The organism is Halomonas sp. SpR8 (assembly GCF_031010195.1).
In the GTDB taxonomy this organism is placed as follows: Bacteria; Pseudomonadota; Gammaproteobacteria; order Pseudomonadales; family Halomonadaceae; genus Vreelandella.
On sequence record NZ_JAUAMC010000005.1, the window covers coordinates 246864 to 260690 of the forward strand.

15 protein-coding genes are annotated in these 13827 nt (G+C 54.8%); 11 read left to right on the forward strand and 4 right to left on the reverse strand.

Annotated features, from left to right (window positions below; all coding sequences use genetic code 11):
* The first annotated feature begins 105 nt into the window (after nt 1–105).
* Both QT230_RS12280 and QT230_RS12285 read left to right on the forward strand, forming a co-directional pair.
* Entirely contained in the window at nt 106–2292 is a 2187-nt protein-coding gene (locus QT230_RS12280; RefSeq protein ID WP_308322113.1) for a malate synthase G, read from the forward strand.
* Nucleotides 2293–2364: 72 nt separating this feature from the next.
* Nucleotides 2365–2781, forward strand: a complete 417-nt coding sequence (locus tag QT230_RS12285; RefSeq protein WP_308322115.1) for a PaaI family thioesterase — start codon at nt 2365–2367, stop codon at nt 2779–2781.
* A 12-nt stretch (nt 2782–2793) separates the two neighbouring features.
* Here the strand turns inward: QT230_RS12285 and QT230_RS12290 are convergent, their stop codons facing one another.
* Entirely contained in the window at nt 2794–3237 is a 444-nt protein-coding gene (locus QT230_RS12290) for a DUF411 domain-containing protein (RefSeq protein ID WP_308322116.1), read from the reverse strand.
* A 447-nt stretch (nt 3238–3684) separates the two neighbouring features.
* Here QT230_RS12290 and QT230_RS12295 point away from each other — a divergent pair, with 447 nt between their 5' ends.
* Nucleotides 3685–3792, forward strand: a complete 108-nt coding sequence (locus tag QT230_RS12295) for a hypothetical protein (protein WP_308322117.1) — start codon at nt 3685–3687, stop codon at nt 3790–3792.
* Nucleotides 3782–4393, forward strand: coding sequence for a nucleotidyltransferase family protein (locus QT230_RS12300; protein WP_308322118.1), 612 nt, complete (start codon nt 3782–3784; stop codon nt 4391–4393). The genes QT230_RS12295 and QT230_RS12300 overlap by 11 nt, the downstream gene beginning before the upstream one ends.
* Before the next feature lie 48 nt (nt 4394–4441).
* Here the strand turns inward: QT230_RS12300 and QT230_RS12305 are convergent, their stop codons facing one another.
* The gene (locus QT230_RS12305) at nt 4442–4819 is read right to left on the reverse strand and encodes a DUF423 domain-containing protein (RefSeq protein WP_308322119.1); all 378 of its coding nucleotides are present in this window, start codon (nt 4817–4819) and stop codon (nt 4442–4444) included.
* Nucleotides 4820–4956: 137 nt separating this feature from the next.
* Here QT230_RS12305 and thiS point away from each other — a divergent pair, with 137 nt between their 5' ends.
* Genes thiS through trmB form a run of 3 tightly spaced genes read left to right on the forward strand, consistent with a single transcriptional unit; the run spans nt 4957 to nt 6769 of the window.
* Entirely contained in the window at nt 4957–5163 is a 207-nt protein-coding gene (gene thiS / locus QT230_RS12310) for a sulfur carrier protein ThiS (RefSeq protein WP_022521266.1), read from the forward strand.
* A gap of 10 nt (nt 5164–5173) precedes the next feature.
* Nucleotides 5174–5983, forward strand: a complete 810-nt coding sequence (locus tag QT230_RS12315) for a thiazole synthase (protein WP_308322120.1) — start codon at nt 5174–5176, stop codon at nt 5981–5983.
* Between the two features lie 15 nt (nt 5984–5998).
* Nucleotides 5999–6769, forward strand: a complete 771-nt coding sequence (gene trmB / locus QT230_RS12320; RefSeq protein ID WP_308322121.1) for a tRNA (guanosine(46)-N7)-methyltransferase TrmB — start codon at nt 5999–6001, stop codon at nt 6767–6769.
* 82 nt (nt 6770–6851) lie between these two features.
* Here the strand turns inward: trmB and QT230_RS12325 are convergent, their stop codons facing one another.
* Entirely contained in the window at nt 6852–7772 is a 921-nt protein-coding gene (locus tag QT230_RS12325; RefSeq protein ID WP_308322122.1) for a LysR family transcriptional regulator, read from the reverse strand.
* Between the two features lie 231 nt (nt 7773–8003).
* Here QT230_RS12325 and QT230_RS12330 point away from each other — a divergent pair, with 231 nt between their 5' ends.
* From QT230_RS12330 to argE, 4 genes are read left to right on the forward strand one after another with little or no spacing between them, the layout of a single operon-like run.
* Nucleotides 8004–8969 carry a tripartite tricarboxylate transporter substrate binding protein gene (locus tag QT230_RS12330; RefSeq protein WP_308322123.1) on the forward strand — a complete coding sequence of 322 codons (966 nt, stop codon included), beginning with the start codon at nt 8004–8006 and terminating at the stop codon, nt 8967–8969.
* Between the two features lie 56 nt (nt 8970–9025).
* Nucleotides 9026–9529: a tripartite tricarboxylate transporter TctB family protein gene (locus QT230_RS12335; protein ID WP_308322124.1), complete on the forward strand. Its 504-nt coding sequence runs from the start codon at nt 9026–9028 to the stop codon at nt 9527–9529.
* A 25-nt stretch (nt 9530–9554) separates the two neighbouring features.
* Nucleotides 9555–11027, forward strand: a complete 1473-nt coding sequence (locus tag QT230_RS12340) for a tripartite tricarboxylate transporter permease (RefSeq protein WP_308322126.1) — start codon at nt 9555–9557, stop codon at nt 11025–11027.
* A gap of 35 nt (nt 11028–11062) precedes the next feature.
* Complete coding sequence (argE, locus tag QT230_RS12345) at nt 11063–12259, forward strand: acetylornithine deacetylase (RefSeq protein WP_308322127.1); 1197 nt, start codon at nt 11063–11065, stop codon at nt 12257–12259.
* Nucleotides 12260–12736: 477 nt separating this feature from the next.
* On the opposite strand, the gene QT230_RS12350 is transcribed toward argE, so the two are convergent.
* Nucleotides 12737–13651, reverse strand: a complete 915-nt coding sequence (locus QT230_RS12350; RefSeq protein WP_308322128.1) for an AEC family transporter — start codon at nt 13649–13651, stop codon at nt 12737–12739.
* Nucleotides 13652–13827 lie beyond the last annotated feature (176 nt).

A 13827-nucleotide genomic window follows, 5' to 3' on the forward strand; every position in this document is an offset into this window, starting at 1 on the left:
TTAAGCAAATGTGGAATCATTTTCCATAAATACTTTTACTCTGCCCATCGCGAACCATGTTCTAAAAAACAGAGTGTCCACGGGCATCCTCACAGGAGAACCCCCATGAATGAGCGTATCACGCGCCACCGTTTACAGGTGGCAAGCGATCTAGATCGTTTTATCAATGAGCAGGCGCTACCTGGAACAGGCATTGATGAAAAAGCCTTTTGGTCCGATGTTGATGCGCTGTTCCATGATTTGACCCCGAAAAATCGTCAATTGCTCGAAGAACGCGACAACCTGCAAGAGAAACTCGATGAGTGGCACCGGGGAAACCCTGGTCCCGTCACCGACATGCCTGGGTATCGACGCTTCTTGAAAGAAGTGGGTTATCTGGCGGAAGCTCCGGCAAACGTCGAAGCAACCACTGCTGACGTTGACCGTGAAGTAGCCGTTCAGGCAGGACCTCAGCTCGTAGTACCGGTGAGCAATGCACGTTACTCCCTGAATGCGGCCAACGCACGCTGGGGCAGCCTGTACGACGCTCTTTACGGTACCGACGCGATTTCCGAAGACGATGGCGCCGAGAAAGGCTCCAGCTTCAATCCGAAACGCGGCGCCAAAGTGATTGCCTACGCCCGCGGCGTACTTGACCGCGCAGCGCCACTGGCCACTGGCTCCCACCGTGATGCGGTGAACTATGCCATTCGTGATGAGCACTTGGTGGTCACGCTGGAAGGCGGCCGTGAAACAGGCCTTAAGGATTCCGGCAAGCTGATTGGCTTTACTGGTGAAGCAGCCAAACCAGACGCGATCTTACTGGGTAACAACGGCCTGCACCTGGAAATCCAGATCGACCCCAGCGACTCCATCGGTAAAACCGACCCGGCTGGCGTTAAGGATGTCGTGGTAGAGGCAGCGTTGACGGCGATCATGGACTGCGAAGACTCCGTGGCAGCCGTAGATTCAGAAGATAAGGTGGGTGTTTACCGCAACTGGCTCGGCCTGATGAAGGGCGACCTGGAAGAGAAGATCGAGAAAGGCGACAAAACCTTTACCCGTAAGCTCAACGCTGACCGCACCTGGCAAACCACCGACGGCGGTAGCGTCACACTGCCCGGCCGTTCGCTGATGTTTGTGCGCAATGTGGGCCACCTAATGACCACACCGGCGATTTTGGATGAGAACGGTAATGAGCTGCCAGAAGGTATCTTAGATGCCGTGGTTACCTCGCTGCTGGCACTGCACGACCTCAAAAAAGACGCTAGTCAACCGCGCAACTCGCGCACCGGCTCTGTTTATATCGTCAAGCCGAAAATGCACGGCCCCAAAGAAGTCGCGTTTGCCGATGAACTGTTCGGGCGCGTAGAAGATATGCTGGGGATGAAGCGTGACACCCTAAAAATGGGCATCATGGACGAAGAGCGCCGCACTACCGTCAATCTCAAGGCGTGTATTGCCGAGGCCGCTTCACGGGTGGCGTTTATCAATACCGGCTTCCTCGACCGTACTGGCGATGAAATGCATACCGCGATGGAAGCGGGCCCCATGGTTCGCAAGGGCGACATGAAAGGTGCCGCTTGGATTCAGGCCTACGAGAAGAGCAACGTGCAGGTGGGCCTTGCCTGCGGTCTGCGCGGTCGCGCGCAAATCGGTAAAGGTATGTGGGCCATGCCGGACCTGATGCACAGTATGCTGGAGCAGAAAATCGGCCACCCGAAAGCCGGTGCCAACACCGCTTGGGTTCCTTCGCCAACAGCGGCTGCGCTGCACGCCCTGCACTATCATCAGGTTAATGTCACTGACGTTCAGCGCGAGCTGGAAGGCCTGGGCGAGCCCGACTACCTGGATGAGCTCCTCAGCGTGCCGGTGGCAGAAAATGCCAACTGGTCCGATGAGGAGAAACAGCAGGAACTGGATAACAACTGCCAGGGCATTCTGGGCTACGTAGTACGCTGGGTAGAGCATGGCGTAGGTTGCTCAAAAGTGCCGGATATCCACAATGTGGGATTGATGGAAGACCGCGCCACGTTGCGTATCTCCAGCCAACACATTGCCAACTGGCTGCACCACGGCATTGTCGATGCGCCACGAGTGGAAGAGACCCTTAAGCGCATGGCCAAAGTGGTCGACGAGCAGAACGCAGGCGACCCCACCTACACCGCCATGAGCGCCGATTTTGAAGGCTCCACCGCTTTCAAAGCCGCCTCCGACCTGATCTTCAAAGGCCGCGTACAGCCTTCTGGTTACACCGAGCCGCTACTGCACGAGTGGCGTCAGGTGCATAAGGCCAAGGTGCATAAGGCGTAGCAAATTCGTTTTATGGTTTAATCAGCCTCGAGGCTTATGCCTCGGGGCTTTTTTATAAAAGGAATAACAACAATGACCGTAATGACCGCCGAGCAGATTGAGCACTTTCTCGATGAAGTGTTTCCCCAGCGCATGGGCAAAATAGAGAGTGTGGGCGAAATGACGGCCACCATGCGTTTGAAAATCGGCAACGAGCATTTGCGCCCCGGCCCGCGGGTTTCCGGGCCTACCATGATGGGCTTTGCGGATGTGGCCATGTACGTGGCTATTTTGGCGCAAATTGGCCCAGAGGCCATGGCCGTGACCAGCGATTTAAACTGCCACTTCCTCCGCGCAGCCTCCGGCGATCACGACATTATCGCCCACGCCAAGCTGATCAAGCTTGGCCGCCGTCTAGCAGTGGGCGAAGTACAGCTATTCTCAGCCAGTGACGAAACGCGCCCGGTGGTGCATGTCACCGCCAGCTATGCGCTGCCAGCTCAGACTTAAGGCGAGCGTCAATCACGGTGCCAGCGTCATAAACGGCTCATCTTGCTGGTCGCTAAAGGCGTAAACGTTATAGGGTTCACTCTGTGGCCCCGGCATACCCGGCGTACCGATGGGCATACCTGCCAGGCCAATGCCATCGACGTCAGGCTGTTCTGCAAACAGCTTGGTGACGGCCTCCATCGGCACATGGCCTTCAATCCAGTACTCGCCTATTTCGATGGTATGGCACGACCCCAAACCATAGGGGACGCCTGCCTGCTGTTTGATATCGCCCAGCTCGACGTCATCAATAATCGTAACTTCTACGCCAAGCTCTTCAAGATGGCGCGCATATTCGTCACAGCAGCCGCACTGGGGATTTTTGTACAGCGTGGCTTCATCCGGCAACGCCGCCTGAGCCGAGGCAGTTCCTAGGAGTAAGGCACTAGATAACACCGTGGCGGTAAAACGTCTCATGAGCGGTCTCCTTGAGGTGTGTGGCTAGACAAATACTTGGCCATCAAGGCGATATTTAGCCTATCAACAGTAAAATTTTACGCTTTAAGTTTAAAACCCAGGGGCTACCTTAAGGTCAAGCTTTGCCATCCAAAGGGAACAGGGAGATGGCAGTAGATCATTTGCCCGTTGTCAGTGTGCTGAGGGAAAAAACATTCATGCGCCACCGTCGGTTACCAATACTTGACTTGTAGGTACCCCCAGGTACTACGCTTCCGGTACTAGGCTTATCCTTGGTTCGGTTTGAAAACGGTTGATTTACTCAAACGCAAAGGCTTTACGCGACGACCCTCAGGACGGGCGTATCGTACTGCCCTGCGGCGGCATTCTATATAGGCGTCATGGGCGTGCGCTGATCGGCTAATTCGTTCAGATGAGCTGACCAATGAGCAAGTCTACCGACTGCATATGCCGATGGGTTTAGCACCAGGAAGCATGACCCCAGCGGAAATTGCCCTCGCGATCATGACAGATATCGTAAGGGGCCAGCACGGAAAAGCACTCCATGAGCTCTAATACTATCGTCGCCTTGGTAATGGCGGCTGGCTACTCGCACCGATTTGGTGAGGATGACAAGCGCTGCGCACCCTTGATCGACGGACGCTCGCTGTTAGCAACCTCGGTCACGAATGCCGAGCAAGCTTTTCCTGTGCTGCGCGTGGCGATCCGCGATGAGGATGACACCACCTTGCTCGGCCTTGCAGAGAGTACGCCCTTGATTCGACTGCATCAGGCGCACCTTGGCCTGGGGGCGAGTTTAGCCGAGGCGATAAAGGTGCTTAGCCAGGATGCGGGCCTCTCTAATATAGAGGCGGTGGCGATTTTATTGGGCGATATGCCCGGCATTGGATTAGAGACGCTTTTAACGTTACAGCGGCTAGCCACCCGAGACACCATCGTACGGCCCTGTTTTGATGGTCAGCAGGGCCATCCGGTCATTTTCGGACGCGCGATCTGGCCTGCCCTACAGGCAATCAGCGGAAGCGAGGGTGCTAAAGAGGTTATTCGTCGTCATGCAGCCCGGTACCGCGAATATGCAGTGCAGGATGCAGGCATCCTGATCGATATCGATACGCCAGCAGATATCGTGCATATCGAGAACGAACAGCAACAGTGAACAAGCCTCTAGCGTTAAGCGCTAGAAACAAAGGAGTTATCCAACGTTTTAGCGGGTTTTCACTACCACCACGGCCAGCGCCACCCACCCGAGCATAAGCAACACGCCGCCAATCGGCGTCACAATACCCAGGCTTAGCCCCACCAAGGCCATTAAGTAGAGCGAGCCTGAAAAGCACGCCACGCCAAGCGTCCATAGCGCCATCACCCAACGCTGACCGGCTAGCGGGTGTATTTGACGCCATACCAGTACGATCATCATGGCAAGCGTGTGCCACGCTTGGTAACGTACGCCGGTTTCCACAGCACTCACCATAATTTCGGTAGTACGCGCCGCCAGGCCGTGGGCCGCGTAGGCGCCGAGCATTACCATCATGGCGCCCGAAAGCGCCGCAATACACCACCACACTTTATCTATCCGTTGCACGCTGCTCTCCTGCTCCGGTTATGGTTCACATGCATCACGCTGATTGCACTTACGGCTTACCTTGCGCGGCGCGAAACCGCTACAATAGAGAATACCTTAGAGCACGAACTGCCACGACGAATGAGACGCGCCTATTTATGTCTATCCAGATACGTCTAAACGGTGAACCCCATACGCTGTCCACCGGCCTCACCGCTGCCGACTTAGTTGAACAGCTGGGCCTTAGCGGTCGTCGTATCGCCGTCGAAATTAACGAAGAGATCGTCCCCCGCAGCCAACACGCCGACACCCGTCTGGTCGATGGCGACCATGTAGAAGTTGTGCATGCCATTGGCGGCGGCTAAAGGAAACACTATGACCCAGTTAACTCATGAACCGCTAGCCGATACCCCGTTCACTATTGCCGGACGCGATTTTCACTCGCGCCTACTGGTTGGCACAGGCAAGTACAAAGACTTTACCGAAACCGGCGCCGCCATCGCCCAAAGCGGCGCTGAAATCGTCACCTTTGCCGTACGTCGTACTAACTTAGGCCAGGACGCCGATGCGCCCAACCTGCTGGACGTTATCTCTCCAGAGCGCTATACCCTGCTGCCCAATACCGCCGGGTGCTACAACGCCAAAGATGCCGTGCGCACCTGCCGTTTGGCCCGGGAGCTGCTCGATGGCCATAATCTGGTCAAGCTGGAAGTCCTCGGCGACGACCACACGCTCTACCCCAACGTGGTCGAGACGCTAAAAGCCGCCGAAACGCTGCTCGCCGATGGCTTCGACGTCATGGTGTACACCAGCGACGATCCTATTGTGGCACGCGAACTGGAAGCCATGGGCAGCTGCGCCATCATGCCGCTGGGCTCACTGATTGGCTCAGGCCACGGTATTCAAAACCCGCATAACGTGCGTTTGATCGTCGAGCAGAGCAGCGTACCGGTACTGGTGGATGCGGGCATTGGTACGGCGTCCGATGCGGCCATGGCCATGGAACTAGGTTGCGATGGCGTACTACTTAACTCCGCCATTGCCCACGCCCGCGACCCGCTGCGCATGGCCAACGCCATGAAGCTGGCCGTGGAAGCCGGACGCGATGCGTTCTTAGCCGGCCGTATGCCACGCCGCCAGTCCGCCGATCCTTCTTCACCCTTCGCTGGCCGTATTAACGGTTAATTGATTCGAGACCCCATGACTGACACCAACGATAGCGTACCCGAAAGTCACGCCGCGCCCGAAAATAACGCCACCACAGGGCCGGAAGGTACGGATACACCGCTGCATCGCCGCGGCATTAAAAGCTACGTAATTCGCGCGGGTCGTATGACCCAGGCGCAAAACCGTGGACTAGAAGATATCTGGCCACGCTTTGGACTGACCATCGCCGACGGCCGTCAAGACTTGGACGCCCTGTTCGGCCGTCAGGCGCCGCGGGTAGTGGAAATCGGCTTTGGCATGGGCAACTCGTTGATCGAACAGGCCGAGACCCACCCGGATACCGACTTTATCGGCATTGAAGTGCACGCTCCCGGCGTTGGCAAGCTGTTGGATGAAGTCGATAAACGCGGTCTCACCAACCTACGCGTTTACCGCGAGGATGCTCTAGCAGTGCTTGAGCAGTGCCTGCCCGAAGGCTCGCTGACCACGCTACAGCTGTTCTTCCCCGACCCCTGGCCTAAGAAGAAGCACCACAAGCGGCGTATCGTGCAGCCCGCCTTTGTTGAGTTGATCCGTACCCGTTTGATGCCCGGCGGTACTTTCCATATGGCCACCGACTGGGAAGCCTACGCGGAGTGGATGGCCGAGGTAATGGAAGCGGCCCCCGGCTATGCCAACACCGCCAGCGCGGAAACCGCTCCCTACGTGCCGCGCCCGGCGTTCCGTCCGCTAACCAAGTTTGAAGCCCGCGGCGAAAAACTTGGTCATGGTGTGTGGGATTTGATTTATCAGCGGGAAGGGTAAACGTTCTGCCAACTAGATTGACAGTGAGAGGGTATTGCAGTGTTAGACGCTACGGTCGGAATCAATTCTGAGCGGGCGTCTGTTAATTATTAAGCGATATTAAAATACCCATTTGATGCAAGCTGTCGATTTCAGCGTATATCTCTTCGCAGAAAGATTCAGCCACGTTACTTAACGGCCTGTGTTTAGATTTCAGTAAGGCAATTTCCCACTCAATGGTCGGCTTCATTGGCTTTGATACAACGGCTGTTCCCTGAAGTAGTAGTTCTGCAATGGGGTCAATCACTGCAACGCCCAATCCACGATCAACTAATGCGCACACCCCACGCATATGGCGCATTTCAGCGGCAATATGCCTTTTTATATCAATGGTCTGCATGATGTAGTCCACCCTTGCACGCAGAGGGCTATCCGCCATCAGCTCTACAAATGTCTGATTTTGTAAGCTAGCGATCGATACAACGTCTTGCTTAGCGAGGGGGTGCGAGCGATGCATGATGCAGCGCGCAGAACAGCGCGCAAGACTACTGACCGTTGCCCCATAAGTGTCGGCTTCAAGCGTTATTCCCAGCGCCACATCACAGGTATTGTTGTCGATCATTTTAAGCAACTCTTGTAACCCTGCATCGATAACTCGAACGCCTACATTAGGGTGATTTTGTTTAAAGCGCTTAATGACATCGAGTAAAAAGGTATCGCAAAAAATGGGTTGGGCAGCGACTACAACGCTGCCCAACTGGTTATTAGCAATGGCATCCGCGTCTTTTTGAGTGTCTCGAATACTCGCCATCAGTCGTAAAACGGACGCGTGATATATAAAGGCTTCCGACGTAGGCGAAAGCTGATTACGGGCACGTTTGAACAACGCAAAGCCTAGCTCGTCCTCCAGGCCGATTAGCAAGCGGCTTACCATTGACTGACTAATACCTAACGTTTCTGCGGCAGCCTTCGTCGTGCCGTGTTTCATAAAGGCATCAAACGCTTCAATTTCTTTTATTTTCATGGTGTTAGTCCCACTCAAGAAGTCTTTTACTCAATAAGCAGCGAATAAAAACAATGTTTATAAACAATAAGCTTGCAACTTTGGCTCACCACTAGAACAAAATCGAATACTAAATCGAATTGTTGCAACAAATTTCATACCTGTCTATGTTAAAAGCGCTGGGTTCAAAAATGCTATTAACAAATCCACTCCATGAAAGCTATGCAACAACGAACGATTGCGGAGATAAGTATGAAACTCACCTTAAGCTTAGCGGCAGCAACGCTGCTCGCTGCCTCCACCGCTTATGCTCAGAGCTACCCCTCAGAACCCATGACGCTGGTAGTCCCTTATGGACCCGGCGGCGCCTCCGATCTAGCAGGAAGGGCGCTAGCGGAGTCGGCTCGCGAATATTTAGGCCAGCCTGTCACGGTCGTCAATCAAGCCGGCGCTGGGGGAATGACCGGCGCTCGCGATGTGACACAGGCTGACCCCGATGGTTACACCCTGCTTTTAGCCCGCGTAGGCATGGCGCTGTCACCGGCGGTCAACGAAAACAGCAGTGTTGATTGGGATGAGTACACCTTTATCAGCCCGCTTGAAGCCACACCAATGATCCTCGCCGTGGCTGACGACTCTCCTTATGAAAGCGTTGAGGATTTGCTGGAAGGCATCAAAAACGACCCTGGTGCGATGAGCTACGCCGCTTCCGGTGCCACTGCCATTGATGGTTTTACGGTGCAGTCACTACTGGCTGACGTGGAAATGGATCCGCTGACAGCGGCAACGCTGATTCCCTACCGAGGGGGTGGTGAACTCGCAACGGCGCTACTGGGCGGGCATGTTGATTTTCTCGCCATCGCAGCAGCATCGCTGATGCCGCATATCGAGAGCGGTGATATGCGCCCGTTAATGGTGTTCTCACCCGAGCGCATGGAAGCACTGCCGGACGTGCCGACTGCTGAAGAGCTGGGTTATGAGCTAGCAGGGCAAGTGATTGGTTGGAGCGCTCTATATGGCCCGCCCGACTTACCTGAAGACGTCATGAATGCCTGGGCAGAGGTGATGGAACAGGTCGCTGAAGATGAAATGTGGCTCAGCCGTGCTGATGATCGTGGCTCAATTTCCACTATTGGCAGCGTCGATATGGAGACCTACGCCAAGGAACAGTACGAGTTTTACCGCACCTTAGCTGAACAGTTTGGCTATCTGGAATAAACCAGCGTTAAACACTTCATTATCACTGCATACAACAGCTAAACACTGGAGGGGACATGGGTATAACACGCGGCTTAGTTATTACAGTGCTGTTCGGTATCGTTCTGTTCGTACTGATACCCGCCTATGTGCCCCGCCCACGCTTTATTCCCGGGTTTGCACCACCGCCTGATATGTGGCCACGAACAATTTCCATGCTAGGCATGGCGCTGGGCATACTGCTTGTTGGGCTGTCTTTTTCACGTAAAACCGAAGCCATCGCCGCCCCTGAAGATGCCAGCACCATTCGCGGCGACACGCCACTTGTCACACTACTCGCTCGCTTCGGTTGGACGGTGCTTGCCTTTGCGCTGTTTATTGGCTCAGTGATGCTGCTCGGTTTTTTGCTATCGAGCATCCTACTGTTAATGGCGATGCTGATACTGACGGGTTATTGGCGCCATAAAGTGGTGGCAGCCATCGTGGCCATCGCACTCCCACTGGTGCTCTACCTGTTTTTCTCCAGCGCACTCAATACGCGTTTCCCTGTCGGCAGCCTTTTCAAGGCTATCGGTATTTAACTTACCGCGTATAGGAGTGACCACTATGCTCAACGACCTGCTGGTTGCCTTCCAGGCGGTTGCCACTCTTGAGAATTTTTTGATTATGGCCGCCGGTATATGGGGTGGTGTGATTATCGGCGCTATTCCCGGCATGACCGGCACCATGGCGGTGACGCTGGCGCTACCCTTTACGTTTTATATGCAGCCGATCCCGAGTATTTTATTGCTCGTTGCGCTCTACAAAGGCTCCACCTATGGCGGGTCGGTCTCGGCGATATTAATCAAGACGCCAGGTACTGCTTCGGCCGCCTGTACCACCCTTGACGGCTACCCACTGGCCCAACAGGGCAAGGCAGGCAAAGCCCTTAACATGGCGCTCTACTCGTCCTGTACCGGGGATTTTATTTCCAACCTGTCGCTGATTTTTATTGCCGCACCACTGGCGCTCCTCGCGCTGCGAATTGGGCCACCCGAATACTTTATGCTGATGATTTTCGCGCTCACCACCGTGGCTGGGGTGTCAGGGCGTTCGTTGCTGCTTGGACTAGTGTCGGCGTGCTTAGGGCTACTGTTAGCCACCGTGGGCGAAGATATGTACGGCTCGTTCCGCTTTGATCTCACCGTGGATATGCAGAGCGGGCTTGCCGTGGCACCCGTGCTCATCGGTCTGTTTGCGATCCCTGAGCTGCTTAAGATTATTGTTTTTCGTCACAACCAAAGCCATAAACCCATGCAGTTGGGCGATAACCGGGTAACGCGAGTTGAGCTGCGCCGATCCTTAAAGGCAATGCTTAAAGGCAGCATGATTGGCGTCGTGATGGGGGCCATTCCCGGTATTGGCCCCTCGGCAGCGGCGTTCTCTTCCTACGGCGAAGCACAGCGCAGCTCAAAGAACCGCGAGAACTTTGGTAAGGGCGAACTAGAAGGGATCGCAGCATCCGAGTCCGCTAACAATGGATGCTGTGGCTCCACCATGATCCCACTGTTAGCGCTGGGCGTGCCGGGCGATGTGATCACGGGCGTGATGCTGGGCGCCTTTATGATTCACGGCATGACCCCAGGCCCCATGCTGTTTGAGAACAACCTTAATGAGGTTTACATGCTGTTTATTGGCATGCTGTTCTCGTCAGTGTTGCTGTTTGGTGCGGGTAAAGCAACCATGCGCTTTTTCTCGCATATCTCGCGGATTCCACCGGGGTTGATGGCACCGATCGTACTAGCGCTGTGCGTCTTCGGTATTTTTTCGATCTCTAACAGTATGTATGACGTCATCGTACTGCTGGCGATGGGCATATTTGGCTTCTTCATGTTCCTGTTCGCCATACCCGCCGCTCCCTTTTTAATCGCCTTCATTCTCGGCCCGATGCTGGAAGAGAACCTGCGTCGTGCCCTTGCGCTCTCTCGTGGTGATCCAAGCATTCTGGTCTCGTCGCCTATCACCTGGCTATTCGCCTCGCTGGCGATATTTGTGGTGGTCGTGACGATTCGCCAGCAGCTTAAAAAAGCCAAGACCTGAGCCAAAGTTTCCCTTATTGCCAAGGATTTAACGCTATGCAAGCTAGTGCTACGCCTAACGCTCACCCGCAGTTGGAAGCCGCGGTATCACACCTCGCTGACCTGATCGCTTACGACACAACCAGTGCTTACTCCAATCTCGAACTTATTCATCACATGGAGGAGTTCTTCGCCCGTCTGGGCGCGGAGGTGAAGGTGTTACCCCATGAGAGCGGTGAAAAAGCCAATTTGGTCGCCCGCCTGGGCCCGGCCGACGTGGCTGGCATCGTTCTCTCTGGTCATACGGATGTGGTGCCGGCCAACCCAAAAAATTGGCAAAGCGCCCCATTCAAACTGGAGCAGCGCGGCAGTCGCTTATTTGGGCGAGGCACTTGTGATATGAAAGGTTTTGCAGCGTGCGTTATGGCGGCGGCGCCGGCTTTTGCCAGTGGCGATCTGCAGCGCCCGTTCTATTTCTGCTTCTCTCACGATGAAGAAGTGGGCTGCCTGGGAGCGCCCGCCATCGCCCGCTACTTGGCAGAGCTCAAGGTGCCACCGGCTCTGGCGATTATCGGCGAACCCAGCGAAATGAAGCTGATTAACGGTCAGAAAGGCAAGATCGCTATGCGGGTAACGGTGCGCGGTGAAGGGGGCCACTCATCGTTTTCCCCCCAGCATGTCAACGCGGTGGAGTATGCCTCGCGTATTATCACCATGATCGCCGAACGATCACGACGATATGAGCAAGACGGCCCCTTCGACCACGACTTTACCGTTCCCCACGCTACAACGCTGACCACCATGATAGAAGGAGGTGTGGCAACCAACGTTACCCCCGACACCTGCAGCTTTATCTTTGAGCTACGCAGTATTGATCAGGAAGCAGCCGCCACGGATATTCAAGCGCTGATCAGCGACATTGAGGCTGCCCTGCTCCCCGAAATGCAGCGCCAATCAGCCGATGCCGCCATTGAGTGGCAACAGTTATTCGCCTACCCCGCCATGGGGGACGCTACCAACAGCGATATGTTCAAAAAGCTTGAACCCTTTCTTCCCGAGCGTGGTGGTAAGGTCTCTTATGGGTCTGAAGGCGGCGTGTTCGAGATCGATGGCGGCATACCCTCGGTGATTATTGGGCCCGGCTCTATTCGCCAAGCCCACAAGCCCGATGAGTTTATTGAGACTGATCAGCTCAATCAGTGTCTAGCGTTCTTCGATAAATTGAGCGCATGGATGAAGTTCTGCGTTCAATGAATGATGTTCTGGCAAGTTGGCCTACGCAGAAAAAAGAAAGCCGCTCCAGTGGAGCGGCAAAAAGACCGTGACTAGCAATGAGAGGGAGAAACCATGACAGGAAACTGGCGCTGATTCTTAAATCAACAACTGTCGTGGTTGCCAGCGTCTCATCAAACGCTGACAATCACACTGTAATAGTTCTCATTTACCCCGTCAATACAAATACGAATATTTTTTATTACCACTTGTCGACGGCGAAGATTGCAATCGCCCCCACAGAAGATGAATAAAAAATTGGCACGCATAAAAAAAGAAAGCCGCTCCAATGGAGCGGCAAAAGACCGTGACTAGCAATGAGAGGGAGAAACCATGACAGGAAACTGGCGGTTTCTGTCTTGGTCTGTGGCGTCTCATCAAACGCCACAATCACAATGTAATAGTTCTCATTTACCACGTCAACAAAAATACGAATCTTTTTTATTTAGCTTTTCCCCGTCAGCTAACAAGCTGCAGCCAAAACGGCAGGGTGAGCATGGCTAACAGGGTTTGCCCGGTAATGATCGCGGCCATGAGTTCGGCATCGCCGCCCAGTTGGCGGGCTAGGATATACGCAGAGGTGGCGGTGGGGAGAGCTGCAAACAGCAGCGCTACATCGCGGCTGACCGGATCCAGCTGTAGTATCCAGGTTAACGCTAATACCAGCGCGGGCATAAGCAGCAGTTTAACGCTATTGGTGGCCAGTACGCCGCGATCAAGGCGCAGCAACGCCGCCGGGCGCAGCGCTACGCCGACGGCCACCAGGCCCAATGGCAACGCCGCTCGCCCCAGCAGCGCCACCGTATCTTGACTCCAGCCTGGCAAACCAATGCCCGAAAGATTCAGACCAATGCCCGCCAGGCAGGCTAGAATCAGCGGATTTTTAATCAGCGCCATGGCGCTTTTACCCACGCTTGCCCCGCCCAAGGTACCCGCGCTGACAAAGCTTGCCACACACATCACGTTCACCACTGGTACCATCAACGCTACCGCCACCGCCGCAGTGGTCGCTCCTAGGTTACCGTGTAAGGCGGCAGCCCCTGCCACACCCACATAAGTGTTAAAGCGCACCGCGCCTTGAAAAACCGAGGTAAACGCCGCAGGTGTTAGCCTTAGCCAGCCGCGCAAACGCCATAGTAGCAAGCCAAACAGCGCCATCGCGCCGAGTAATACCATGGCGAGGCGGCCTACCGGGACTTGGCTCACATCGGCCGTCGCCAAGGTGCTAACTAACATGGCGGGAAACAGCACAAAATAGATCAGCCGCTCCATCTGCGGCCAAAAAGTGTCGCTAGGCCAACGCCAATAGCCAAGCACAGTGCCCAGTAAAATCAATAAAAACAGTGGGCCTAAAGCACCCGTGATGCTCTCCATTTACATCCCTTTTGCCTGCGACATCCCAGCACAGCGATATCGGCACAATTACTGTTACCATGGCGACAATTCCCCGCCTCACGGCTCGCGTAGCGATTATTTTGCCATGAAGATGATATCAAAACCTGCCCCCCCGACGGGCTCGCCCGTCTTAAGGGTACTGATACTGGTCACTG

Coding starts and splice junctions, on each gene's coding strand:
- QT230_RS12280 (WP_308322113.1), top strand. CDS start 106: ATGAATGAGCGTATCACGCGCCACCGTTTACAGGTGGCAAGCGATCTA.
- QT230_RS12285 (WP_308322115.1), top strand. CDS start 2,365: ATGACCGTAATGACCGCCGAGCAGATTGAGCACTTTCTCGATGAAGTG.
- QT230_RS12290 (WP_308322116.1), bottom strand. CDS start 3,237: ATGAGACGTTTTACCGCCACGGTGTTATCTAGTGCCTTACTCCTAGGA.
- QT230_RS12295 (WP_308322117.1), top strand. CDS start 3,685: ATGCCGATGGGTTTAGCACCAGGAAGCATGACCCCAGCGGAAATTGCC.
- QT230_RS12300 (WP_308322118.1), top strand. CDS start 3,782: ATGAGCTCTAATACTATCGTCGCCTTGGTAATGGCGGCTGGCTACTCG.
- thiS (WP_022521266.1), top strand. CDS start 4,957: ATGTCTATCCAGATACGTCTAAACGGTGAACCCCATACGCTGTCCACC.
- QT230_RS12315 (WP_308322120.1), top strand. CDS start 5,174: ATGACCCAGTTAACTCATGAACCGCTAGCCGATACCCCGTTCACTATT.
- trmB (WP_308322121.1), top strand. CDS start 5,999: ATGACTGACACCAACGATAGCGTACCCGAAAGTCACGCCGCGCCCGAA.
- QT230_RS12325 (WP_308322122.1), bottom strand. CDS start 7,772: ATGAAAATAAAAGAAATTGAAGCGTTTGATGCCTTTATGAAACACGGC.
- QT230_RS12330 (WP_308322123.1), top strand. CDS start 8,004: ATGAAACTCACCTTAAGCTTAGCGGCAGCAACGCTGCTCGCTGCCTCC.
- QT230_RS12335 (WP_308322124.1), top strand. CDS start 9,026: ATGGGTATAACACGCGGCTTAGTTATTACAGTGCTGTTCGGTATCGTT.
- QT230_RS12340 (WP_308322126.1), top strand. CDS start 9,555: ATGCTCAACGACCTGCTGGTTGCCTTCCAGGCGGTTGCCACTCTTGAG.
- argE (WP_308322127.1), top strand. CDS start 11,063: ATGCAAGCTAGTGCTACGCCTAACGCTCACCCGCAGTTGGAAGCCGCG.
- QT230_RS12350 (WP_308322128.1), bottom strand. CDS start 13,651: ATGGAGAGCATCACGGGTGCTTTAGGCCCACTGTTTTTATTGATTTTA.